The following is a 23125-nucleotide window of genomic DNA, read 5'->3' on the forward strand; positions in this document are numbered from 1 at the left end:
GATCGCAGTTCGGCCACTACACTATGCCTATTCAGAGGATACGAACGGAGCCGGGCCATGTTCCTGTCGGGGAAGTCGGCACTCATCACCGGGAGCAGCCAGGGCATCGGTTTAGGTGTCGCGCAGGCGTTCGCGTCGAGCGGCGCGAGGGTGGTTGTCACCTCCGAGAAGCCTTTAGCCAAGTGCCCGGAAGTGCTGCGGTTGCTCAGCGACTACGAACACACTCGGTACGTCCAGGCCGACCTATTAAGCGAGGGCGAACCCGAACGGCTGGTAGACGAAGCGTGGGCAGCGTTTGGCGGGATCGATGTTCTGGTCAACAACCTCGGAACCTACAAAGAGCCACCGCTGACACAACTCACCCGGGACCACTTCGACTTCATTTTCCGGCTGAACGTGTGGATTCCAGTCGCGATCACGCGCGAGGTGGTGCGGCGCGCACAGGTCGCGCGGCGGGGGGGACGCATCCTGTTCAGCACGTCGCTCAACGCGACCCGCTCCGAGCCACTGCACACGCTCTACGACGCGAGCAAAGGGGCGGTGAACGCACTCACCCGCCAGCTGGCCGTCGAACTTGCACCACTCGGGTTCACCACCGCGGCGGTCGCCCCCGGGCTGGTCGAAACCCCACTGACCGACTTCGGGCTGAAGTCCTCACCGGCCGAGCGTGAGGCCGTCATTGGACAGATCCCGGTCCGCCGCATCGCAACTGTCGAGGATGTGGCGTGGTGGTACGTGTTTCTGGCGTCGGACCGCGCGAACTACAGCACCGGGAGCGTGTTCACCGTGGACGGCGGACTGGATGCCCAACAGATGGCAGTGCGCCCGGTCACGGAAGCCGAAAAGAAATAAGCACTTTACGCCGTAACTCACTTCCACGTGCGGTATTTTGGCTTATCCGCTGGTTCCTTCCCACCGAGTTGCGGAACGAGCCACTTCAAACCGTCGAGGTTGTCCGCGAGACGCTCGGCTGCATCATCAGACGTGTGCCCCAAAATGCCGATTGGTCCGGCGTAACCACTCTTCGCGATGACCGCCAAAAGTTGGAGATCCAGTTCACCGCCGGCGAGCGGGACGATTTTCTTGCCCGCCCTGTCCCCGCCCTTCACGCTGCCGTTCAGGTTGAGAGCGAGGAGATGCGGTTTCATCGCTTCGAGCAACTTGGGGAATCGGTCGAAGTGGTCGTGGCCGTGGTGCTGGTTGTACACGATCCCGACGTTCTTCAGCTTCAGCAACTCGATAACCACGATCTGATTTTCGGGCTCGCCAAACCACCCACCGTGGTTGTACAGCCCGACGGTGCAGCCTTGCTTCGCAGCAGCTTCCGCAACAGGTCGCAGCACTTTGGCAGCGTTTTCGACCTTTGCAGCCTGATCCGTCCCACCTGGGTCGCCCATCGTGATCCAGAGTTGCGTCTTGATGTCGTGCTTCTTGAGCACTGCCAAGAGCTTCTGAGCGTCCGTGCCAAGATTCGCCGGAAACCACACAGCCGTCAGCTCGATGCCGGCCTTCTTGAGCAACGCGACCTCTTCGTCAAACGTCGGGAGGTGTTCGGTGCGCCAGTCGTATGCGTACCGCTTGAACCCGAGCTTCTGAAGCATCTCGACGCGCTCGGCCGGGCCTCGCTTCTTGGCATCAAATGGCACGATGCACCACGCAACGAGTTTGTCCGGCGCAAACACATCGGCAGGTTTGGCGGGGTCAGCCGCGCGAGCTGATGCGACGGTAAAAGCACTGACCGCGAGCAGAAAGAGAGGTTTCATCTGAGACGGGGGTAAGGGTCACGGGCCACAAACACCCTCACACTACGCTCGAACGGGTCATCGGGCTACTGAAGGTCGCCAGTGAGCTTGATGTCCCAGACAGCAACCGGGGCTCCGTTCGCGACGGTTGCGAGGTGCTTGCCGTTCGGCGAGAACGCAACCGTTCTGACCCCACGCCCACCGCTCTCGATCAGTTGCGTCTGCAGCCCGCTCGCGCGGTGCCACACCCAAACGGAGCCGTCTGGCGTCCCGGCCGCGATCCGGTTCGCGTCCGGTGAGAACGCGAGACAAACAACGGCCCGCTCGAAGCCCGTGATTGTGCGAAGCAACTCGCGCGACGCTACGTCCCAAATCTGAATCACGCCGTTAAAACCGACCGCGAGGAGCCGCCCGTCGTCGGAATAGGCCAGCGCGGTTGGGGGCCGCTTCTGGATCGGCAGAGACGACAGTCGTGCTCCGGTTATGGTGTCGAGCAGCAGCACCTTGTTGCTACCACCGCGGGCGAGGTCGATCAGCCCGACGGCAAGCGCGCGGCCGTCGGGGCTCGAAGTGATACACGCGATGTTCTCGGCGACGTTCAGTTGAAAACGCTCTTCGCCGGTCGCAACGTCAAGGAGCCGCACGCACTTGTGCGGCTTCGGCAAATCGACCACCGCGAACCACGAGGCGTCCGGCCCGACCGCCCAGAACCGTGAGTCGCCGATGCGGGCATCGACGACGGCCAGTTCGCCCCCGTCGGGCAGTGAGCGGATCAGCACCCGGTCTTCGCGATCGCCGCGGAACGTGACAAGGTGTTTGCGGTCACGGGTGAAGCCCGCGAACCCGTCGGTGCGCCTGGCGTAGTAACTGGATTCGATGGCCGAGGTCTCCCCCCAGCGGGTGAACGCACGAGCGTTCCCGACCCACAGCTCTGCCCCGTCAAGCGAATACGTCACGTCGCGTGCGCCCGGAAACGCCAAGGTCCGAGCGGGCACGCGATCGACGGCGCGCGAGTTCTCAATGTCAACCCGATCGAGCCCGGCGGTGACCAGCGCCGAACCGACGCCGACCGGAACAGGTTTGGGAGCCACAGTACGGACGAGTTCCACCTGCCCGCTCCGGATGTCCACACGCGCGGTGTCCGGGCCGGCCGATGAAACGACAAACAGCCCGCTGTGAGCGAGTACGTCGGTCACGGATGTGCTGACGACGAGCGGGCGGCTGTTCGGCCGGTCCGAAACCGTCGCGGTGAGTTGACCAGCGGCGAGGTACAGTTGCGGCTTACTTGCGACCGTGCGCCCGCCGGAACGGAACCTCACCACGCTGTCGGATTCGATCTCAAACCGGGCCGGCTCGGCCAGGAGTTCGACGACGGCCAAGCTCTCATCGCCGGTCCGAAGGGTGAACCCGACCGGCAACTCGTTCCCCTCCTCCACCGGAACAACGTCACCGGTGGCGTTCAACACCTCGACCAGTCCGGTTTTCTGCGACAGCTTCGCAAAGCCCTGGCCCGCCGCCCCGGGCAGATCGTCGTGCGCAGGCAAAACGATCGGTGCCGGCTTCACCCCGAGCCACACCGCCACGAGCGCACACGCGGCGCACGCGGTCAGAACCACCGCCACCGCACGACGCCGCACGGTCCGTCGCGGTCCCGGTCCGGAGCGCGCCCAGATTGGTGGCGCCGCAGTGGTAATCGCGGCCAGCACGGCGCCGGCGGTTCGCTCCGCTTGAGCTTCTTGGATCTGAGCGAGAGTGGCATCGGCCAGGTCGAAATCCGTGCGCAGCGCGCGAAGCTCGGCTTCGAGAGCCAGCAGTTCGAGGTGTTCGGCCTCGGCGCGTGGGTCGGCGGCGAGCGCGTCGAGTTCCTCGGCCTCCGCTGACGTAAGAGCGCGGTCGAGGAGCTTGAGCGTGAGTTCAGCGACGCGGTTCATTGGTCGTTCAGTTTCGTTTGAATGCAGTCGCGGAGACGGAACCGGATGCGCGAAATCATCCGCTGAACAGCTTCCGGTGTTTGTCCCTGCTTCGCCGCGATGGCCTCGAACGAGAGACCCCGCTCGTACCGCAGCGCCAGCACCACGGCTTCGCGGGGCGTCAGCAGTTCCCGGCAACCACGGAGGGCCACGACGTACGCGTCGGAGTCATCGCGGTGAGCGGCACTCTCGGCCCGGAGCCGCTCCGCCAGCCGCTCGCGGTAGACCGCGAGCCGCCGGTCCTCGCGCCCGGCGGTGCGCAGCTCCTTCCGGAGCCGGTTGCGAGCGACGGTGCGGACCCACGCGCCGAAATCGGTCCCCAGCGCGTACTGATCGAGGTGAAAGTAGGCGTCCACGAACACCTGTTGAACGATGTTCTCCGTCGCATCGCGGTCGCGGAGCAGCGCCGCCGCAATCCGCCAAACGCTTTCCTGATACAGACGCACCAGTGCCGCGAACGCCGGTGTGTGGCCGGCGAGCACGTCCGCCACGATCCGGTCGGCCTCCGGTGTCGCCGCCCCGGTTTCCTCGTCGTCGCTTTGCACGATTACAAACAGAACCCCGCGGCGCCACGAATCAGACAGACCAGTAGTCACGCCGCCGCACCGGTCGCAGCCGGCTCCGATGACACGGGGAAGCGCTTCGGGCGGATTTTGCGCCCGTTCAGAATCGCGCCGATCACGGTGTACCGCACGCAATATTCGTAACTGAGGAGCAGCACGGCTAACGTTGCGAGTGTAACTAAACCGCACTTCAAGAACCCGGGCGCGGACCAGTCGCGGACCAGAAATTGAAACACAAAAATCGGAGTGATGCTCGCGAGGTAGCACCAGTACGCGGAATCGGCGAGGTAGCGCACCCACGCCCGTTCGCGCGCGAACAGTTGCAAGAACCCGCCCCACAACCCCGCGACCATCAACCACGTGTAGAGCACCGATACGGCGTACCCGGTCAGCTTCATTGCGAGCACACCATCCTTTCCGGAGCGTTCGGCCTCATACCCCTTCACCACCAGACCGAGCATCAACGGCAGCAGCACAGTGTTGGCAATTAAAAGGTGCAGGCGCCACCGGTGGCCGAACGCGGTGGCGAGGTCGCGGTGACGGTACAGCATCCACCCGAAACAGAAGAACGCGAAGTAGTAGCTCACGATGTGCCACTGCGGGTTCCATTGCGAGGGCGTGTCCACAACCCACGTCATTGGCAGCATGAGCGGGAAAGTCAGAACGGCAGGCACCAGCACCCGCCCGGAACCGGCAATTAACCGACGAAACGCGGCGTCCGTTACGAGCAGGAGTCGCGTGCCAGCGAGTCGATCGAGTAGCGGCGCCAGCACAGCCACGGCGACCGTGAAGAGGAGCAGGTAGTACAAAAACCAGAGGTGAACGAGCGGCAACTTGGTGACCGCATTCCCCGCCAAAACGTAGTCGAGGATGAGTTGCGGCGCGCTCGCCTCGGGGTTCGCCGCCACGAGCTTCGCTGCCACGCCCCGCGCCACCGATTCGGGACCGCGCACAGCCCCGGCACGCACGTTTTCAATCTCGGCGTATAGCCCGGTTACCTGAACCGTGGGCACGATGAAAACGAGTGCGAGAACAAACGGCAGCGCGACCCGCTTCGCACGGTGCTTCAACATGCCGATCAGCCCGTAACGCCGGTACAGCAAGCACCCGAAGAACCCCGCGAGCACAAAAAAAAGTTGCATCCGGAAATCGTGAACCGCGATCAGGAACACGTCCGCGAGCGGGACCGGTTCCGGGTCACGCACCGGCCAGAACGCCGGCACGTTCACCATGAACGAAATGGCCGCGTGCAGGACGACCCCAAGAAACATCGCAAACCCGCGCAGGCTGTCGAGCGCGTGGTACCGGTCGGACGGCGCAGGCGTTGACATGATGCTCCTACCCACTGCGGGTCAAATAGTATTCAGAATAGGTCCTCCGGCCCACTCTCCAACGCCCACCGAACCGACTTCGCGGTAGCGATCCCAACGCCCTGGGTGGCGCAATCTCACGCTTTGTCTTTCCGAACGCTCGACGACACCCACCCCGGCTGGTAATTTGGGCAAAATGCTTTGCGGTCGCAGTGGGCCGCAGATGATGGACCATCTCCCGACCCGCGAACCGCGGGTTTTACTGTATTCCCGTCAGCGGGTCACCGACCCGACGGAGGTGCTGAGTGTTACCACGGTGTGCAGTCTCGTCGCGGGCGGTTGCGGCGCTGGTGCTGGTCGCGGGGTTCGTCGTCACCCTTCGTGCCGAAGACCCCCAGAAGACCCGCGAACAGGAGATCGCTGAAGTCCAAAAGCAGCTCGAAGCGCTTCAAAAGAAGCTGGACGAGCTGAACAAGAAAAAAAGTAGCCCGACCACACCGGCAGCCAAGAAGGCGCTCACCTTCGCGGACGCGGAGAAGTGGCGATCAATTCGCGATTTCACCCTCTCCCCTGACGGCAAGTGGTTCGCTCACCGCGTCGGTGCCACGGAAGGCGAAGGAGACCTGTTCCTGCGGAACATCGCGGACGGAAAAGAAACGAAGTTCACGGGCGGCACCGGGTTCGGCACCGCGGTGTTTTCGCTCGACAGCAAGTGGTTCGCGTTCACGTATACTCCTTCCACAAAGGGCGGCACGGCGCCGGGTTCGGGCGGCAAAGCCAAGGTGACTCTGGTGAACCTGGCGACCGGTGACAAAACCGACATCGAAGGAGCCGCGTCGGCCCGGTTTAACGGCGAGGCCGCCACACACCTCGTGTTCCGCAAGGTCAGCGAGCCGGCCGCCGGCGCACCGGCGGGCACAGCGTCCGCTGCGAGCGGGTCGGACCTCGTGTTGCGCGACCTCGCGACCGGCACCGACCTCGTTCTCGGGAATGTCGCAGAGTTCGATTTCACCAAGAAGGGCGACTGGCTCGTGACCGTCATCGACGCCAGCGGCCGGATCGGGAACGGCATTCACCTCCGCGAGATGAAGACCGGCCTCGTGTACCCGATTGAGGCGAGCAAGGCGAATTACCGCTCGCTCTCCTGGAACGAAGACACCACCGCATTTGTCGTCACGAAGCAGACCGAGGATGCCGGTTCGGACGCCAAACCGCTGTCGATCGTCGGGTTCACGGAGTTGGGGCCGAAGCCGACGAAAGCCGTTTACGATCCGAAGGACGACAAGGGCTTCCCGACGGACTTCGTCATTACCGGCCCGGCCGCGTGGACCGACGGGCTCGACGGCTTCAGGTTCTCGATCACCGAGCGCAAAAAGAAAACCGACACCGCACCGGCACCGAAGGAAGTCAAGTCCGAAACCAAAACCGATCCGAAGGACGACAGCAAAAAGGGCAAGAAAATCGTCCCGACAGCCGGTAACTCGACCGACGGCGGTAAGCCCGATCTGGTGGTGTGGCACTGGAAGGACGAGCGACTCCAGCCGATGCAGGAGAAGCAGGCGAGCAGCGACCGGGTGACGAACTACAGCGCCGTGTACTGGATCAAGGACAAAAAGTTCGTCCGGCTCGCCGACGAGAAATTTAAGCAGGTGGTGCTCGCCCCGAAGCACAAGTTCGCGATCGGCCGCGACTCGAAGCCCTACGAGTACCAGAGCTACCTGACCGGGAAGTTGTACACCGACGTTTATAGTGGACCCCGAAAACTGGACCGCCGGTTAAGCTATACCGGAGGCCCAGGAAAGGGGAACCCATGGCGGGCAAGCGGAAGAGTCACTCGGCGGCGTTCAAGGCCCAGGTCGCGCTGGCGGCCCTCAAGGGCGACAAGACCATCAACGAACTGGCGAGTCAGCACGGCGTCCACCCGACCCTGATTCATGGGTGGAAGAAGCAGTTGCTCACCGGGGCCGAGGCCGTGTTCGCCTCGGGGGCGAAGGGCACCGGCCCCCCGGAAGACAAGACGACCGAGTTGTACGAGCAGATCGGCCGCCTCAAGGTGGAACTCGACTGGGTGAAAAAAAAATCGGCCGCCCTCGGCTGAGGCCAAGCGTGCCCGGATCGAGGCCGAGCACCCGGAGCTGAGCGTCCGGCGCCAGTGCGAGCTGATCGGATTGAACCGCTCGACGGTGTACTACGAGCCGACCCCGGAGAGCGCGGAGAACCTGACGCTGATGCGGTTGATCGACGAGCAGTACACGACGTGCCCGTTCTACGGGAGCCGGCGCCTGGCCGCGTGGCTGGGCACCCAGGGCCACGAGGTGAACCGCAAGCGGGTGCAGCGGCTGTTGCGGATCATGGGGTTGGAGGCCCTGTACCCCAAGCCCAAGCTGTCGGTCGGGTCCGGGCACAAGGTGTACCCGTACCTGTTGCGGGGCGTGGCCATCGACCGGGTCCATCAGGTGTGGAGCACGGACATCACGTACATCCCGATGCCCACCGGGTTCATGTACCTGGCCGCAACGATGGACTGGTTCAGCCGGTACGTGGTGGCCTGGCGACTGTCCAACACGTTGGACGGGTCATTCTGCCAGGACATGCTGGAGGAGGCCTTGGGCCGGGGCAAGCCGGAGGTGTTCAACACGGACCAGGGAGTCCAGTTCACGGCCGCCGCGTGGGTCGGGCGATTGGAGCGGGCCGGGGTCGCGGTGAGCATGGACGGGCGGGGCCGGTGCCTGGACAACGTGTTCGTGGAGCGCCTGTGGCGGAGCGTCAAGTACGAGGACGTGTACCTCAAGGGTTACGAGTCGGTGCCGGCCCTGGAGAGTGGGCTCCGGGCGTACTTCGGGTTCTACAACACCGAGCGGTTACACCAGTCCCTGGACTACCGCACCCCGGCTCAGGTGTATGGCGTCGGAGCCACGAAGGCCCCGACGAAACAGTAGCGAAGGATAGCAACTTTTTGGTCTAGACAATGGGGTCCACTGTAGTTTACGTCGTTGACCCGAAGACCGGCGCCCGGACGAAAGCGGTCGAAAAGCTCTCGAGCCTGTTCTTTGGCCCGGCAACCGTAAGCCCGTCGCCGACCGGTACGCACGCCCTTTACTACAAGGACGGCCATTACCACGTCCTCGACTTCGCCACCGCCAAGTCGGTGAACGTGACGGAGAAAGTGGGCGCCTCGTTCGTTGACGCGGACGACGACCACAACTTCGACAAACCCTCGACGCCGGCCTACGGCTGGAGCCGGGACGGAAAGTTCGTGCTCCTCTCCGACGGGTGGGACATCTGGCGGGTCAGCGCGGACGGCACCGGCGGTACAAACCTGACCGTGAACGGGAAAACGGACGCCATCCGTTACCGTATGACGCTTCAGTTCGAGCCGGAGCCCAAACCGGGCACCGACCTCACGCAGCCCGTTTACACCCTTATGTACGGCGAGTGGAGCAAGAAAGAGGGGCTGGCCCGCCTCGACCCGTCGAAGACCGGAGTGAGCGTTCTGGCGTGGTCGGATCACGGGTACAATCCTCCGAGCAAAGCGCGCAAAGCCGACACCTTCGTGTTCATGCGTCAGTCGACGACCGAAGGCGCCGACCTCTACATCACTGATGGCACGTTCAAGGACCCGAAGAAGGTGACCGACAGCAACCCGCAGCAAAAGGACTACAAGTGGTCCGCTGGGGCGAAGTTGATCGAGTACAAGGGCGTGGGCGGCAAGCGCCTACAAGGGGCACTCTTCCTTCCGGCCGACTACGAGCCCGGGAAAAAGTACCCGACGATCGTCTACATCTACGAAAAGCTGTCTCAGAACATCCACCGCTACCAGGCCCCGGGTACGTGGGGCGTCGGTTCGGTACACGCTTCGAACGGGTACGCGGTGCTGATGCCGGACATCACCTACAAGCTGAACGATCCGGGCGTGTCGGCAGTCGAGTGCATTCTGCCGGCGCTCGATGCGGCGGTTGCCACCGGCATCGTGGATAACGACAAAGTCGCGCTGCACGGGCACTCGTGGGGCGGTTACCAGACGGCGTTCCTGGTGACCCAAACGAACCGCTTCAAGTGCGCGATCGCGGGCGCTGCGCTCACCGACCTCGTGAGCATGTACAGCAGCGTTTACTGGAACGCCGGGATGGCGAACCAGCCGATCTTTGAGAGCAGCCAGGGACGGTTCACCGGCGGTTACTGGGAACAACAGGATGCCTACATCCGCAACTCGCCCGTGTACCACGCGACGAAGGTGACCACCCCGCTCCTGCTCCTCCACAACGATAAGGACGGCGCGGTCGATTTCACGCAAGGGGTGGAGTACTACAACACGCTCCGGCGGCTCCAGAAACCGGTCGTGATGTTGCAGTACAAGGGAGAGAACCACGGGCTGGCTAAGCCCGAGAACCGCAAAGACTACGCAGTGCGGATGAAAGAGTTCTTCGACCACCACCTGAAAGGCTGCCAGGCGCCCGACTGGTGGATCGAGGGCGTCCCGCACCTCAAGATGGAAGACCACCTCAAGAGTCGTCCGAAACCTTAACCGCCGCCGTAGAATCTAACATGGGCCGCGCCGGATTCCCGGTGCGGCCCTTTCTGTTCAGGGGATGACCATGAGCGCACAAACCGAGACCGCGATCCTCGGGGGCGGCTGTTTCTGGTGCTTGGAAGCCGTGTTCGAGCAACTCAAGGGAGTCGCAAAGGTCGAATCCGGCTACACCGGCGGCGCGGCACCGAACCCCACCTACGAAGCCGTTTGCGGCGGTAAGACCGGTCACGCCGAGGTGATCCGTGTCACCTTCGACCCCTCCGTCATCAGTTTCCGCGAACTGCTGGAGGTGTTCTTTGTGATTCACGACCCCACAACCCTGAACCGGCAGGGCGCGGACGTGGGAACACAGTACCGCTCCGCGATTTTCTACACCTCCGAAGAGCAACGCCACACCACCGGCGAGGTCATTCAGGAACTCACGAACGCAAAGACCTTCGCCAACCCGATCGTCACAAAGGTGGAGCTGGCGCAGGAGTTCTTCAAGGCGGAAGAGTATCACCAGGGCTACTACCGAGCGAACCCCGACCGCGGCTACTGTCAAATGGTAGTTAGCCCCAAGGTCGCAAAAGCCCGCGCCGCGTTCGCAGCCAAACTGAAGTGAAGCAGGGGTGAATTCACTTCAGCGCGGTGGCCGTTCTAACCGACGCGCTTCAGGGCGTCGGTTGCGATTTTGGCACAGAATAGACCTGCAATTGCGTCATTTTCCCTGCACTTCGAACCGCTTCTCTTGACGGCCTGCGGTCACGGTCATCTTTAACGCACTTGCGTGTTGAATTCCGTCAGATCTTCCCTTCGATGCCGAGCTGGTGGAAGTAGTGGGTGACCTTGTCCTGGTTCTCGAGCAGCCAGTCGATACTGGGCTCGTTCGCCAGGGCCTTACGGATCACCTTCACTGTGGCCTCGCGGTTCACCTGGAACAGCCCGGCGTGGTCCACCTGCTCGGGCGGCACGTTCAGCACGCTCGGGTCGAGCCATACCGAGTAGATGATTCCGAGGTCGTTCACCTGGTCCTTCGGAATCAGCCCTTCCCGCACCGCGTCGAGCACCCCGTTGGCGATGCCGGCTTGCACGCTGCCCATCAGAATGCCGGTGTACCGGGAGCTGTTCACGGTCACCTTGCTAACCATCAGGGTCGCCGGCTTCACCTGCACGTCGCTGTTCAGGATGGCGAACACTCGGGTGTGACCCTTCACCTGATCGCCGACGAGCGTCGCCAACGCGGTCCCGACCGGGCCGTCGAGGGCACCGATCACGATCTCGGGCTCTGCGCACAGGTAATCCTTGTCCCCTTCGATAAGAGCCTCGCCCGTCCGCATCACGATCCGCCCTGCCATGCGTGTCCTCCGGTTTTCGCCGTCACCGTGCCAGCAGAGGTTGTATCGACCTCTCCGAAAGGTGGAACCGGCTGTCGAACTCAATCGAAGCACGCCGCTACTCACCTCGTCGGAACCCGTTCCGGGCGGATCACCCGGCCGGTAGCCGGCCGTACACGGGATGATCCGTTTCGAACCCGGCGCCGGAAGGGTACACACCTCCGAGCGAGTTACGTTCGCTCATTACGGCCGATGGCACCGGGGCAGTTGCGGCCGCGCGCCGTGAGCGGCCCTTGCCCGAAAAGGCGGCCACGAGTGCGGCAATAAGCCCGGCCACCAGCAACACGATCACCACCAGCCGGATGATCTTCATCCAGCTCCACGGCCGCTCGCCGGACACTTTGCCCGTGCGCCCGTTGATCAGGATCTGAAACAGCTTTTCGTGGTAGTGGTAGTTCGCGATCCAGACCGGCAGCAAGCAGTGCTTGAACGTGACGCCCAGGTAGCGGGTGTCGGTCGATTCGATGCGCTGGTGGTCGCCGCCGATGTCCCGCCGGATCAGGTCGCGAATCGTGGGCTGCATCACCTCTTTGGCAACCACCAACCCCTGCTTCAAGTCGACCGCGTAGCGCTCGGTCTTCAAGCCCGCAAGGAAGGCGTCCTGAAACACCTCGAGTTCGCCGGTGTCCCAAGGCTCCAGGCCGCTGATGAGGTGCTGCGGCACGCTCTTCGACCCGCACACGAGAACGTCGTCGAAGAAGTGCTGCACCTCGCCGGAAACCGAATACCAGTTCGTTTTCGTGACGGTTCGCGAACGTTGGACCTCGTTACCGTTCGCGTCTTTTTCGGTGTAGTATTCCGTTTCCTGGTAGTCGTCGCCGCGCATCCCGTGGTAGCGGGTGTAGGTCATCGCGTCGTAGGTCCAGTACGGCAGATACACGCCTGCGAGCTGGCCCAGGTTCGCGACCTTCTTGAGTTCGGTCGGCGCGAACCACAGCCCTCCGAGCCAGGAATCGAACTCCTCGCGTGCCGCCCGCAGGTCCACCTTGAAGGGAATGAGCGACTCGGGCCGCAGCATCCCCTCGACGGCTTCCGGCCGGTTCTCCAGGTGCGTGCTGCAAAACGGGCACGAATCGGTGACGACCTTGTCTTCGAGCAGCACCATCGCACCGCACCCGCCGCAGCGGGTTTGCGTCGATCGCCCCTCAATCCCGCCGACGTTGCCCTTCACGAGCTTGCTGGCGTACTCGTTGAAGTTCCGCTCCTCGACCTCCGCGCCGCCGTCCTCGACGCTCGACGTGTGGCCGCAGTACGGGCACTTCAGCGCCCGATCGCGCGGGTCGAACTCGACCTTCGCGCCGCAGTTAAGGCACGGGAACAGCTTCCCTTTCGGGGGCTCTTTCGTAACGGCCGGCTCGCGCGTCTCCGGCGGCTTGGTGGGGGTCGGGAGCGGAAGCGGAGGCGGAGCGGCCCCGGGCAAGGGCGGAGGAACGTCACCCGAGGGCGGCAGCGGAGGCGGCGTACTCATAGTCACTGGCAAACCCCAACCGCAAGGTCGAGGGTCTGTGATGGAGTGGTGAATTGCGGCATTGCGCGGCGCAGTCTGCACAAATCGCGAGCTGCGCAAGGGGATTTTGGGGGCGTTTCGTGGGTAGCAATGTGCCAGCGAAACGCCAGTCGGTTGGTAGCGAATGTCCAGTCGGCGACCAGTCGGTGCGGTAGCGTTCTGGACCACGTCCGGTACTTACATGGGCGGCAGCGGCGGCGGCACGGGAGCGAACAGCGCCGCGAGTTCCGGAACCGTTTCCGCGGCGGCCCAGCCCGCCATGCCGGCGCGCCACACCAGCGAAGTTCGTGTGATCCGACCCGCCGCCACGTGCGCTTGGAGCGCCGCCATGTCGAATGGCCCTGCGGAGGCGCCGTTGATCGCGGCGTGGAATGCGACCGCCGTCGGCAGCGGGGGCGGACCGCTCGCGCCCGCCGGGGGTGTGGTGTTTGCCGGCGTGACGACACCCGGCGCCCCCGCAGCGCCCGCGAACGCATTGCCCATCTGGTTGCCGATGGCGACGCCCGCACCGAGACCGGCCCCGAGGCCCGCTAGCCCGCCGGGGTTGGCGGCGGCGGTGGGAATGGCTTCGGCGGTCTGGAACTTGGCGTACTGATCCAGGTTCCCGAGCACCGCCATTTGCGACCGCTTGTCGAGCGCCGCTTCGACTTCCGGCGGGAGCGAAATGTTCTCGACGAAGAACTGCGTGAGCGACACGCCCATCTTCGCCATTTCGGGGGCGATCCGCTCCAGCGCGATTCTACCGACCTTTTCGTAGTTACCGGCAAGGTCGAGCATCGGGAGGCGCGAGGAACCCAGCGCGTCGATGAAGCGCGACACCACCACGTTGCGGAACTGCGCCGAAATCTCGTACAGCTCGAACGACGGGTCGGTGCTCACCAGTTCCTTGAGAAAGGTGCCCGGGTCGGTGATCTTGAACGCGTAGTTCCCGAACGCTCGCAGGCGCACCGGCCCGAACTCCGGGTCGCGGTACATGATCGGGTTCTGCGTGCCCCACTTCTGGTTCGTCCACTGCCGCGTGGAGATGAAATACACCTCGCACTTGAACGGCGACTCAAACCCGTACTTCCACCCGAGGATGGTGGAGAGGATGGGCATGTTGTTGGTGTCGAGGGTGTACATCCCCGGCAGCTTCACATCCGCGAGTTGCCCCTCCTTGACGAACCCGGCGGCCTGCCCCTCGCGCACCACGAGCTTCGCGCCGTTCTTGATCTCGTTCTTGTGGCGCGTGAACCGGTGGGCCAGGATCTCGTTCTGGCTCGGCTCGGTCCACTCGATGATGTCGATCAGTTGGCCTTTAGCCCAGTCCATCAGCCCCATGACTCGTCCCGCCCACAGGTGTGGTTTCGCCCGCCCCGGTAACGCCGAAGCTAACCGATACCCGACTCTTCGTCCACGACCGACTCGCTTTTCGGCCCAACCCGCGAAACCGCAGGTTTCACGCCCGGCGCGACGCTACCGTCGTTACTCCTTGCACGTGCGGCCCGAATCCGCAGCAGCGGTCACAAATTCTGCTTCTCGTACCGAAACCGGTGAATCTGTCGGTTGCAGATCGCGCGTATCGACCTACCCCCCGGCCCCTTCCCTGAAGGGAGGGGGTGGCGCCTGGAGCGTTGGCCCCGATGCGAGAGGAGCGCGCCACGTTCGGTGAAAGCAAGCTGTCTTACTCCCCTCCCTGCAGGGAGGGGCTGGGGGTGGCTTCTTCGCTCCGCGCGCCCCTTTCGCCCCGGGACGAGCGTTCTCGGCGCCACCCCCTCCCTTCCGCCGGCCCACGGAAGCTCTGCTGACCGGGCCGGCGAGCACGGCGAGGGGGCCGGGGGGTAGGTCGATACGCAACACCCGCAACCTACACTCACAAGCCAACCGGCGTCACTGCTTCCCCAACACGAGATCTACGACCCAGCACCCACGAACATGCGGCCCAGACCCCCGACAGTGGTCGAGGATGTCGGCGCTGTCACAGCCGGCGTCCTGAAGAGCGTCTGCGAGAATCGGCATCACGCTGAAGTCGCGTGACTCGTACATTTGCGCCGCGAGCGCGACAGTGGTTTCCGTACGCCATTCCAGGGAGAAGGTAACGGGGCGGAACGGATTGCCGAAAATGTCTCGCAGAAGTACGACTTGTTCAGCTTGCTCCTGAGCCAAGTAATCGGCTTCCGTCTTTTCCACCAGGCTTTGGGCCGCGTCGTACTGACGAATAAATTCGACGAGGATGACGGAATCGGATGGTGTCCCATCATGCTCGGGCATTGGTAACGACTCGCAAGATTTTGCGAACGCCAAGTTGACTGGCCCCATTCTGGCCTGAACGATACCCCTCGCGGCAAGCTGTGCTGTGCGGCATTCAAACGGCGCCCAGTACAGAGTGGCTGCTTCGAGGACCGCCTCGTCAGCATAGTTCAGCCAATCCCACTCCGGAGTCGCTTCAGCACACCAGCGTGCGTGTGCTCGGCAGGTACACTCCAGTTCAGTGGATGAAACTTGCCCCTCCAAGAGCTGCTCCACCAGTTCAACCAACGCCCGACTGCCGTCGTGGTCCATGTGCGGTAGCGCACGCCGGCAGCACGCAACCTCGAACAGTCGCAGTTTCCGCTCGCTCGCGTGCCCACAGTCCTGAAGGGCTGACACCAGCGCGCGTGGGTCATTGCAAGTGATCCAGCCCGACTCGACCACAACGCCCTCGCTGCTCATGAGTTGCCCAGGATGAGGTCCACACACCAGCACCCACGAACGTGCGGCCCCGGCCCCCGGCAGTGGTCGAGGATGTCGGCGCTGTCGCAGCCGGCATCCTGAAGAGCATCTGCGAGAATCGGCATCGCGCTGAAGTCGCGTGATTCGTACATCTGGCGGGCAAGCAGAACAGCGGTTCTAGTACGCCATTCGGGTATAAGTGGCGACGATCGAAACGGATCGACGAACACTTCGCGAACAAATCGTGCCAGCAAACGTCGCTCGGCAACTTCGGCCCGATTCCACGCAACGGTGTCAACACTTGGGGAAGCGACCCGAAAGCCAGCCACATACGCCGCGTGCATCACGACATCGCACATCCTGTAGACGTAAGGACAGTCCGCGCTGTCTGAGCACGCGGCCTGACTAACGACCTGCATCGCGTGATACCGGGCATCAAGCTCAACCGAATCGACCTCTCCGTCCTCGGGGTCAAGACGTGATTCGATGATCTCCAGCACCTCGCCGGCGTCTAACAAATCCTGCTGGGACCGCAAGCCGTCCGCGAATAGTTCGGCCGTCTCTACGGCTACCTCGAACGCTTGCCGCTCGGGACATAGGTCGAGAACGCGGTGGCAACAGGCGGTAGCAAATAGACGGCACTTCCGTTGCGAGACCGCGTTGCTGTTACGGAGGTACTCAAAAAGTTCGTCCGGGTCACCGCACGCTCGCCACTCTGCTCCTGTCACGCTATTGCTCCTTCTCGAAGGGGAGCCAAGCTTGCACCTCGACGCATGCCGTGAGTGTGGTCAATACGGCGGCAGCAGCCGGCGGGCGGCGTGGGCCAGCACCCAGCCGAAGAACGCCGTGTTCCGTGCCGGCAGTGCCCACACCGCCAACCGCTGCGCCGGTTGCGGGGCGGTCAGCCAGTCTCCCTTCGCGACGCGCGCCGCGAGTGCTTCCACCCACTTCACCGAGCGCGGCCAGTCGATCACGCCCGCGAGCCACTCGGGCGGAAGACCGCCCTTCCCCACCCGCGCTCCAACCAGCGCGCCGGTAATCGCCGCAACGGTGTCCGTATCGCCGCCGCAACGGATCGCCGACGACACCGCCGTGCGGAAATCGTCCGGGTAGCGGAGCCACGCGTACAGCGCCACCGGAACCGTGTGGTACATGTACCCGCTAACGCCGCGTGACAACCCGATGGTTCGGGCGTATTCCTCCGTCGGGCGACCGGCCCGCAAATCGCTTTCGGCGGCGCTGAGAGAATCCAGCAACGTCCCGGCGGCGCGTTCGCCCGCGAGCAGCTCACGCAGTTCCGACAGGAATTGCCCTGGTTCCGGCGGGCGTGCCTCTCGCGTTTCCGCCGCCCGGTGCGCGGCCCAAGCGACCGCCAGCGCGCCGCATTCGGCTTTTGGATCGGTGTGGGTGATGCGCGTTGAAGCGCGCACGAATGATTTGAGGCGCTCGCGATCCGGGCCGAATGCGACCCCGAGAAGTGGCGACCGCATCGCAGGTCCGTTGCCCGCCGAGTGAACCCCACTTCGTTCCGACGACCAGCCCAGCCAGAGTTTCGTACAGGCCCGGATCGTCGCGCGGCCCGTTCCCGCCGGAAGCCCGGCGGCCCACCAGCGGAGCCGGCGGGCGAGGTCGCGCCGGAACGTATCCGCGTCGCCGCCGGACCGCAGAAGCGCCTGTCCGGTGAGGCAGGCGTGTTCGGTGTCGTCCGAGAACAGCCCGCGCCCGAAGAAGAATTGATGCCGGTGAAGGTGTGGAAAGAGCTTCACCCCGCGGCGCGGGGACAGATTTTCCAGCGGCAGCCCGAGAGCGTCGCCCACGGCGAGCCCGAGCATCGAACCCACAAATGCGTCGGGCGGGTGGGCCATGTCGGTGCCAGTAAACGACGGGAGTTAGGACTTCCGGTCGAAAGTCGTTAAGTCACAAATTCAGCAATCACAAAACATTGTGACTTTATGGCTTGCTGACCTGACGACTGGTGACCGGTAATCCTTACCGGCCGATCGGGCTGGGCCGGTCGATGTACCCCTTCGGCCCGATCCGGAAATCGTCCTCAGAAACGGCGAGCCGTTCGCGCCCACGCTTCTTCTGCTCTTCGATGCTGTACCGAGAGCCGTCGGGCGCACGAGCGTCCACGGGGGCCATTTGCCGCGTCTCGAGCGGCCCGGAGAACCGGTTGCACCCCACACAAACCAGCAGCGATAAAACGAGCAGGCGCCGGCGCATCGGGCCACTCCGTCGGGCGAAGAAGGTCGAATCCGTTCGCACCGTAGTTATCGCCCCGGCCGCAGGCCTGCTCCATGTCAGTCGGCCCGCGCGACCCGAGTTCGGTGCCCCGCCGCCCTCAAAACCCGCACACGACATGCCGAAGTCCGAGCCGCCCGACTTGTGCGCCTGTAGCCCGACTCATACCATAACCCCTGACCTTCCAGCCGTCACTCACCTTTGCCAACCGGTCGGGCACCTTCGCCTCGGGTTGGGTTTACTCCCGGCACGGGGTCGGCACCATGCCCACCAATGCATTGCAGAAATTCACCAAAAAGTACGACGAGTACCCGGACGACATCTTCGCCGACACCCGGATGTCACTCGGTGATCACATTGAAGAACTCCGCTACCGGATGCTGAACGCCATCAAGTGCCTGCTGGCGTTCATGGTCATCGGGTTCATGCTGGACTTCGTTGGCTGGACGATCGGCAACCGCAACCTCGGCATCGGGATGCCGATGCTCGACGTCATTACCGAACCGGTGAAGCAGCAGACCCGCGACTTCTACTACCGCAAGGCGCTCAAAGACGCCGACGCCAAGCTCGCGCAGCTCACCGACTCGCCGCCCGAAGAGATCGCGCGGATCCGTCAGAAACTGAAGGATAATGAGAACAGCCTGGAAGCGCTGAACGCCGACGAGCGGCTCAAATTGCTCGGCGCCCCCGAGGAGATGCCGGTGTTCATCCCGACATCGGCCCTGGAACCCGCGTTCGGGCCGCGCAAGAAGGAGGCGCCGGACGAACTGGCCGTCAAGCTGAGGGTCTACCCGGCGCACATCACCTCGCTGAGTTCAAAGGGCGAAGGGCTTCTGGAAAGCAAGAACTACCTCACCACACTCAGCGCCCAGGAATCGATGGTGGTGTACTTCAAGGTGTCGATCCTGTGCGGCATCGTGCTCTCGTGCCCGTTCATCTTCTACCAGTTCTGGGCGTTCGTGGGGGCCGGGCTGTACCCGCACGAGAAGCGCTACGTGTACCTGTTCTTCGGCCCGAGCGTGGGACTGTTCCTGGCGGGCGTGCTGCTGTGCCAGTTCATCGTGCTGCCGGGAACCGTCAAGGCGCTGCTGCGGTTCAACGAGATCCTCGGGTTCGACCCGGACATCCGGCTCAACGAGTGGCTCGGCTTGGCCCTCATCCTGCCGCTGGTGTTCGGGGTGTCGTTCCAAACCCCTCTGCTGATGGTGTTCCTGAACCGCATCGGGATCTTCACTGCCCAAGACTACCTGACCAAGTGGCGGTACGCGTGCATCATCATCGCGTTCTTCGCGGCGCTGCTCACCCCGACGCCGGACGTGATTACAATGCTCTACCTGTTCGTCCCGATGTTCGGGCTCTACATGGGCGGCATCCTCGTCTGCCACATGTTCCCAGGTTTCAAGCCCGACGAAGATTCGGAGTCCGATCCCACCGACGAGGTGGCGGTCTGAGACCGACTCGTGCGGCTGCGAATCGTAATTTGGTGAGTGTTCGCGGAGCGACCACCCTTACAGGCAGGTGACGCGTCGCTCCCCGAACACTCGCTCCGTTGGCGTTCAAGGGTTCACATTCAACCGGATGTGCTCTGACCCGATTGCGGAACGCGGAACTCAACGCCCGTCTTCGTCCGCTATGGTTTTCATTCCGCGTTCCCGATTGTGCATTCTGAAATGACCACCGATCCCGCGCCCCCGCTCGTTTTCCTCGTCGGCGCCGGTCCGGGCAATCCGGGCTTGATGACCGTCCGCGGCGCTGAAGTGCTGAGCCGCGCCGACCTCGTCTTATACGACCAACTCGTCCCCGAGCGCCTGCTCGACCTGGCACCGGCGCACGCCGTTCGTATGTGCGTCCGCGACCTGCCCGGGAACCACCCGGACAAGTACCCGCACATCCACAGAACGCTGATCGAGACCGCATCGGCCGGGAAAACTGTCGTCCGGCTCAAGGGGGGCGACCCGCTCATCTTCGGCCGCGGCGGTGAAGAAGCGGAAGCGCTTCGCGCCGCCGGACTGGCCTACGAGATCGTTCCAGGGGTGACCGCAGCATTGGCAGCCGGTGCGTTCCTGGAGATCCCGCTCACGCACCGGATGCACTCGAGCGCGATCGCGCTCGTGACCGGCCACGAGTTGCCCAACAAGCCGGGGAACAAGCTCGACTGGAAGGCGATCGCGGCGTTCCCCGGGACGCTCGCGATTTACATGGGCATCGCGCGGATGCCGGTGATCGCCGCGGAGCTGCTCAAATACGGGAAACCGGCCGACACGCCGGCCGCCATCGTCGAGCGGGCATCGACCGGCGATCAGCGGTCCGCCTACGCCACGCTCGGCACCCTCGAAGAGGTCCGCCGTCAGGCGGGGCTCGAGGCCCCGGGGCTCATCATCATCGGCGAGGCCGTGGCGCAGCGGCCCGAGCACCCGTGGTTCGAGGGGCGCCCGCTGTTCGGTCAGCGCGTCCTGGTCACCCGCCCGGCTCATCAGGCCGGAGGGATGGTTCGCAAGCTCGAACACCTCGGCGCGGTGGTGTCGCGCCTGCCCGCGGTCGAAATCCGCGATGTGGACAACTTCGCGTCAGTGGACCGGGCGCTCGGTCAACTCCGACACGGCGAATGGGACTGGTTGGTTTTCACCAGCGCAAACGGGGTCCACGCCCTGCTCCGTCGCCTCGACACCATCGGCCGCGACCTCCGCGATTTGGGCGGTGTGAAACTGGCGGCCATCGGCCCGAAGACCGCAGAATCGCTCCGCGAGTACCGACTCCGTGCCGACGTGGTGCCGGACACCACGTTCTCGTCCGAAGGACTGGCGGGGGCGTTGAAACCGCACGTCGCTGGCCAGCGGGTGCTGCTCGCTCGCGCGAACCGCGGTCGCGAACTGCTCCGCACGGAGCTGGCGAAAGTTGCGACAGTCGAACAGGTTACGGTGTACGATCAGGTCGATGTCACCGCCCCGGAAGGGGCCGTCCTCGACGCGCTCCGGCGCGGGGAGATTCGGTTCGTAACACTGCCGAGTTCGAGCATCGCCAAAGGTGTGTTGGCTGCGTTTGACGAGACGATCAACGGCCGGGTCGAGCGCGGGGAAATTAAGCTGATCGTTATCAGCCCTGAAACCGGAAAGGCGGTCCGCGCACTCGGATACCCGGTCGCAGCCGAAGCCACGACGTTCACCGAGGACGGGCTGATTGAGGCTGTTCTGGCGCTCGCGCGCCAGAAATGACCACGACAGACGGTGCGGGTAGTGGGGCTATTTCAAGTCGCGTGAAGCGTTGAAGCCGAGATAGATGACGATGGCGGCACCGATGAAGCCGAACACATCGACCACGACAAACGGGTTCTCGCCGCCCCCGCCGCCGAATGGCACGCCGGCCACCAAATCGAGCACGAAAACCAGTGCCATGAGGGCACCGACGCCGAGCGCCCCGTAGCAGAGTGCTTTGTCCATTGCCCGACCTTTCCGCGACCCGCGGCCGAGTTCTAGCGTGCTCATGACGACTAACCCCGTGTTGGCCGTCAGGATAGAAACAGGTGCCGGGATCGGACACCGTAGGGGTCCGGAGTGCTGGTAATCTACTTGCGCCACGCGGGACCGCAACAAACCCCGTGCGGTCCTGCGCAGACACTTTCCACCGGGCTCGGCGCGAACCGCACAACCCGCACCGCCGCCGGCCATCTTGTGAATGGGCGCAACGCTCCGGACTCGAATCGCCACCAACGCCCAACGTCCCCACCGCTTCATGAACTCGGTTGAGACGTTTTTGGGGAACTGTCGGTGCTGTGAGTAACTCAAAGGCTCTGTGACTGTCACCTCCAGAAGTAGCCTGCGAACTCGGCAGTTACATGTGAGACGGCTGAAGAAACCGGGCGAGATCGCAAAACTCCTCTGCGGCGTTGCTGCTGGAATGCCCAGTTGTTAGCGGCTTGTGCGTTCGCTTTTCAGCGATTTTACACACTCATTTAAACGGGTAGCAGCGATCATCCGAGATGCAGCCCGCACATTGTAAAAGACGATAAGGGAGTTCGGTCTACTGCTTAACAACAGGGCAAACGGTAAAGCGTTTGTGGCACCCGGCCCGACAATGTGTCTCTTTTGTGACACCTCAACATCATCCGCTTTTCCCACTGGAAAAGCGCGATTCCGACTTGTTCTCTCGTCTCATTAGGGTATTTTCATAGTCGGGGCTGACTCACCCCACTCTCATCTCTCTTCTGGTTTGAGGTCCGATACCATGTCTCTCCGGTCGTTGCGCTCACGGCGTGGTTTCACGCTGATTGAGCTGTTGGTGGTTATTGCTATCATTGCGATCCTGATCGGGCTTTTGTTGCCGGCCGTCCAGAAAGTTCGATCTGCTGCGGCCCGGATGCAGAGCACTAACAACGTCAAGCAGATCGCCCTCTCCGTCCACAGCTACCACGACGCGATGTCCTCGGTCCCGCCGCTGGCGGACGTGGTGGCCGCCGGCAAGAACTACGCCTCGGGCTACTACTTCCTGCTGCCTTATCTCGAGCAGTCGCCCCTCTACACCATGGGCCAGACCAACGGCGGCGTGTGGGAAGGGAGCCCGAACAACGCCGGCACGGTGAAGCTCAAGATGTTCATCTCCCCGCGCGACCCCTCGAACCCGATCGATGTCTGGAAGGAATCGAACGGCGGCACGTGGGGGATCTCGAACTACGGGATGAACCACGCCATCTTCGGCGTCCCTTGTAGCGGCAACACCGTGTCCAAGATGACCCTCGTGGGGATCACCGACGGCACCTCGAACACGGTCGGGTTCGCGGAACAGTACGGCAAGTGCGGGCTCGGCGAGCCGGACGCCACCTCGGGCGCGTCCCCGAACAACTACTTCCACAAGCTGTGGGCGTACCGCACCCCGTGGCGCTGGGAGCGCGGGCCGTACTTCGACACCCGCCTGATGAGCAGCGGGATGCAGGGCACGTCGCAGGGGGACTACTCGGCCTGCACCCCGATCACCACCTCGACCGCCGCCGTGCCGCAAAACGTTCCGACCCCGGCCGCGTGTAACCCGTACTTCGTCCAGGCGATGGACGCCGCCGGGTGCGTTGTGGGCATGATGGACGGCAGCGTCCGGACGGTCCCGTCGTCCGTGAGCCCGACGACCTGGGTCCGGGCGCTGTGGCCCAAGGACGGCTTGGTCCTGGGCGACTGGTAACGTTCCATCGGCCCCGCCCGATCGTACC

Annotated in this window: 20 protein-coding genes; 8 read left to right on the forward strand and 12 right to left on the reverse strand. The window is 63.6% G+C overall.

All coding sequences use genetic code 11. The annotated features are described in order from the left end of the window. Positions 1 to 57: 57 nt before the first annotated feature. Entirely contained in the window at positions 58 to 852 is a 795-nt protein-coding gene (locus tag GobsT_RS18920; protein ID WP_010043600.1) for an SDR family NAD(P)-dependent oxidoreductase, read from the forward strand. A gap of 17 nt (positions 853 to 869) precedes the next feature. On the opposite strand, the gene GobsT_RS18925 is transcribed toward GobsT_RS18920, so the two are convergent. The 4 genes from GobsT_RS18925 to GobsT_RS18940 all read right to left on the reverse strand — a co-directional run bounded on the left by GobsT_RS18925 (position 870) and on the right by GobsT_RS18940 (position 5606). Next, entirely contained in the window at positions 870 to 1646 is a 777-nt protein-coding gene (locus GobsT_RS18925; protein WP_197905124.1) for a sugar phosphate isomerase/epimerase family protein, read from the reverse strand. 182 nt (positions 1647 to 1828) lie between these two features. Further along, positions 1829 to 3673 (reverse strand): WD40 repeat domain-containing protein, encoded by a 1845-nt coding sequence (locus GobsT_RS18930; protein WP_010043603.1) that lies wholly within the window; start codon positions 3671 to 3673, stop codon positions 1829 to 1831. Then, positions 3670 to 4308, reverse strand: a complete 639-nt coding sequence (locus GobsT_RS18935; protein WP_157506842.1) for a sigma-70 family RNA polymerase sigma factor — start codon at positions 4306 to 4308, stop codon at positions 3670 to 3672. Before GobsT_RS18935 ends, GobsT_RS18930 begins: the two co-directional genes overlap by 4 nt. Continuing rightward, a complete protein-coding gene (locus GobsT_RS18940) occupies positions 4305 to 5606 on the reverse strand; it encodes an acyltransferase family protein (protein ID WP_010043605.1) in 1302 nt (433 codons plus the stop codon). Before GobsT_RS18940 ends, GobsT_RS18935 begins: the two co-directional genes overlap by 4 nt. Positions 5607 to 5890: 284 nt before the next feature. Between GobsT_RS18940 and GobsT_RS39745 the strand changes: the two genes are divergently transcribed. The 4 genes from GobsT_RS39745 (at position 5891) to msrA (ending at position 10720) form a co-directional block, all read left to right on the forward strand. Further along, positions 5891 to 7516 carry a hypothetical protein gene (locus GobsT_RS39745; protein WP_010043608.1) on the forward strand — a complete coding sequence of 542 codons (1626 nt, stop codon included), beginning with the start codon at positions 5891 to 5893 and terminating at the stop codon, positions 7514 to 7516. Continuing rightward, positions 7447 to 8524 (forward strand): IS3 family transposase gene (locus GobsT_RS18945; RefSeq protein ID WP_417936408.1). Its coding sequence is split into 2 segments (ribosomal slippage): positions 7447 to 7667 and positions 7666 to 8524, totalling 1080 coding nucleotides; the frame shifts between segments, so codons are not numbered across the junction. Before GobsT_RS39745 ends, GobsT_RS18945 begins: the two co-directional genes overlap by 70 nt. 29 nt (positions 8525 to 8553) lie before the next feature. Further along, positions 8554 to 10110, forward strand: a complete 1557-nt coding sequence (locus GobsT_RS18950) for a S9 family peptidase (RefSeq protein ID WP_010043614.1) — start codon at positions 8554 to 8556, stop codon at positions 10108 to 10110. A gap of 70 nt (positions 10111 to 10180) precedes the next feature. Further along, entirely contained in the window at positions 10181 to 10720 is a 540-nt protein-coding gene (msrA, locus tag GobsT_RS18955; protein WP_109571493.1) for a peptide-methionine (S)-S-oxide reductase MsrA, read from the forward strand. Between the two features lie 178 nt (positions 10721 to 10898). Here the strand turns inward: msrA and fae are convergent, their stop codons facing one another. From fae to GobsT_RS18990, 7 genes are all read right to left on the reverse strand, one after another. Further along, entirely contained in the window at positions 10899 to 11453 is a 555-nt protein-coding gene (gene fae, locus GobsT_RS18960; protein ID WP_010043617.1) for a formaldehyde-activating enzyme, read from the reverse strand. A gap of 130 nt (positions 11454 to 11583) precedes the next feature. Then, on the reverse strand, positions 11584 to 12960 hold the full coding sequence (locus GobsT_RS18965; RefSeq protein WP_148087802.1) for a TFIIB-type zinc ribbon-containing protein: 1377 nt from the start codon (positions 12958 to 12960) through the stop codon (positions 11584 to 11586). 216 nt (positions 12961 to 13176) lie between these two features. Beyond that, on the reverse strand, positions 13177 to 14319 hold the full coding sequence (locus tag GobsT_RS18970) for an SPFH domain-containing protein (RefSeq protein WP_010043620.1): 1143 nt from the start codon (positions 14317 to 14319) through the stop codon (positions 13177 to 13179). Positions 14320 to 14868: 549 nt separating this feature from the next. Then, positions 14869 to 15540, reverse strand: coding sequence for a hypothetical protein (locus GobsT_RS39750; protein WP_232068387.1), 672 nt, complete (start codon positions 15538 to 15540; stop codon positions 14869 to 14871). 146 nt (positions 15541 to 15686) lie between these two features. Continuing rightward, positions 15687 to 16190, reverse strand: a complete 504-nt coding sequence (locus tag GobsT_RS39755; protein WP_232068388.1) for a hypothetical protein — start codon at positions 16188 to 16190, stop codon at positions 15687 to 15689. A 288-nt stretch (positions 16191 to 16478) separates the two neighbouring features. Further along, on the reverse strand, positions 16479 to 17555 hold the full coding sequence (locus tag GobsT_RS18985) for an ADP-ribosylglycohydrolase family protein (RefSeq protein WP_029601101.1): 1077 nt from the start codon (positions 17553 to 17555) through the stop codon (positions 16479 to 16481). Positions 17556 to 17679: 124 nt separating this feature from the next. Next, positions 17680 to 17913 carry a hypothetical protein gene (locus GobsT_RS18990; protein WP_010044895.1) on the reverse strand — a complete coding sequence of 78 codons (234 nt, stop codon included), beginning with the start codon at positions 17911 to 17913 and terminating at the stop codon, positions 17680 to 17682. Positions 17914 to 18194: 281 nt separating this feature from the next. Here GobsT_RS18990 and tatC point away from each other — a divergent pair, with 281 nt between their 5' ends. Together tatC and cobA are read left to right on the forward strand one after the other, a co-directional pair. Next, a complete protein-coding gene (gene tatC, locus GobsT_RS18995) occupies positions 18195 to 19382 on the forward strand; it encodes a twin-arginine translocase subunit TatC (RefSeq protein WP_010044897.1) in 1188 nt (395 codons plus the stop codon). A gap of 219 nt (positions 19383 to 19601) precedes the next feature. Beyond that, positions 19602 to 21143 (forward strand): uroporphyrinogen-III C-methyltransferase, encoded by a 1542-nt coding sequence (gene cobA / locus GobsT_RS19000; RefSeq protein ID WP_010044899.1) that lies wholly within the window; start codon positions 19602 to 19604, stop codon positions 21141 to 21143. A gap of 27 nt (positions 21144 to 21170) precedes the next feature. Here cobA and GobsT_RS19005 read toward each other — a convergent pair whose 3' ends face one another. Beyond that, on the reverse strand, positions 21171 to 21368 hold the full coding sequence (locus GobsT_RS19005) for a hypothetical protein (protein ID WP_010044901.1): 198 nt from the start codon (positions 21366 to 21368) through the stop codon (positions 21171 to 21173). Positions 21369 to 22152: 784 nt separating this feature from the next. Here GobsT_RS19005 and GobsT_RS19010 point away from each other — a divergent pair. Then, a complete protein-coding gene (locus GobsT_RS19010) occupies positions 22153 to 23097 on the forward strand; it encodes a DUF1559 family PulG-like putative transporter (protein ID WP_071529323.1) in 945 nt (314 codons plus the stop codon). Positions 23098 to 23125: the final 28 nt, after the last annotated feature.

It is taken from the genome of Gemmata obscuriglobus (assembly GCF_008065095.1).
Taxonomy (GTDB): domain Bacteria; phylum Planctomycetota; class Planctomycetia; order Gemmatales; family Gemmataceae; genus Gemmata; species Gemmata obscuriglobus.

Bases quoted from the DNA above. Each gene is read 5' to 3' on its own strand.
- GobsT_RS18940 (WP_010043605.1), bottom strand. From the start codon at position 5,606: ATGTCAACGCCTGCGCCGTCCGACCGGTACCACGCGCTCGACAGCCTG.
- cobA (WP_010044899.1), top strand. From the start codon at position 19,602: ATGACCACCGATCCCGCGCCCCCGCTCGTTTTCCTCGTCGGCGCCGGT.
- GobsT_RS18950 (WP_010043614.1), top strand. From the start codon at position 8,554: ATGGGGTCCACTGTAGTTTACGTCGTTGACCCGAAGACCGGCGCCCGG.
- GobsT_RS18990 (WP_010044895.1), bottom strand. From the start codon at position 17,913: ATGCGCCGGCGCCTGCTCGTTTTATCGCTGCTGGTTTGTGTGGGGTGC.
- fae (WP_010043617.1), bottom strand. From the start codon at position 11,453: ATGGCAGGGCGGATCGTGATGCGGACGGGCGAGGCTCTTATCGAAGGG.
- GobsT_RS18930 (WP_010043603.1), bottom strand. From the start codon at position 3,673: ATGAACCGCGTCGCTGAACTCACGCTCAAGCTCCTCGACCGCGCTCTT.
- tatC (WP_010044897.1), top strand. From the start codon at position 18,195: ATGCCCACCAATGCATTGCAGAAATTCACCAAAAAGTACGACGAGTAC.
- GobsT_RS18920 (WP_010043600.1), top strand. From the start codon at position 58: ATGTTCCTGTCGGGGAAGTCGGCACTCATCACCGGGAGCAGCCAGGGC.
- GobsT_RS39750 (WP_232068387.1), bottom strand. From the start codon at position 15,540: ATGGACCACGACGGCAGTCGGGCGTTGGTTGAACTGGTGGAGCAGCTC.
- GobsT_RS18985 (WP_029601101.1), bottom strand. From the start codon at position 17,555: ATGGCCCACCCGCCCGACGCATTTGTGGGTTCGATGCTCGGGCTCGCC.
- GobsT_RS19010 (WP_071529323.1), top strand. From the start codon at position 22,153: ATGTCTCTCCGGTCGTTGCGCTCACGGCGTGGTTTCACGCTGATTGAG.
- GobsT_RS18965 (WP_148087802.1), bottom strand. From the start codon at position 12,960: ATGAGTACGCCGCCTCCGCTGCCGCCCTCGGGTGACGTTCCTCCGCCC.
- msrA (WP_109571493.1), top strand. From the start codon at position 10,181: ATGAGCGCACAAACCGAGACCGCGATCCTCGGGGGCGGCTGTTTCTGG.
- GobsT_RS18970 (WP_010043620.1), bottom strand. From the start codon at position 14,319: ATGGGGCTGATGGACTGGGCTAAAGGCCAACTGATCGACATCATCGAG.
- GobsT_RS19005 (WP_010044901.1), bottom strand. From the start codon at position 21,368: ATGGACAAAGCACTCTGCTACGGGGCGCTCGGCGTCGGTGCCCTCATG.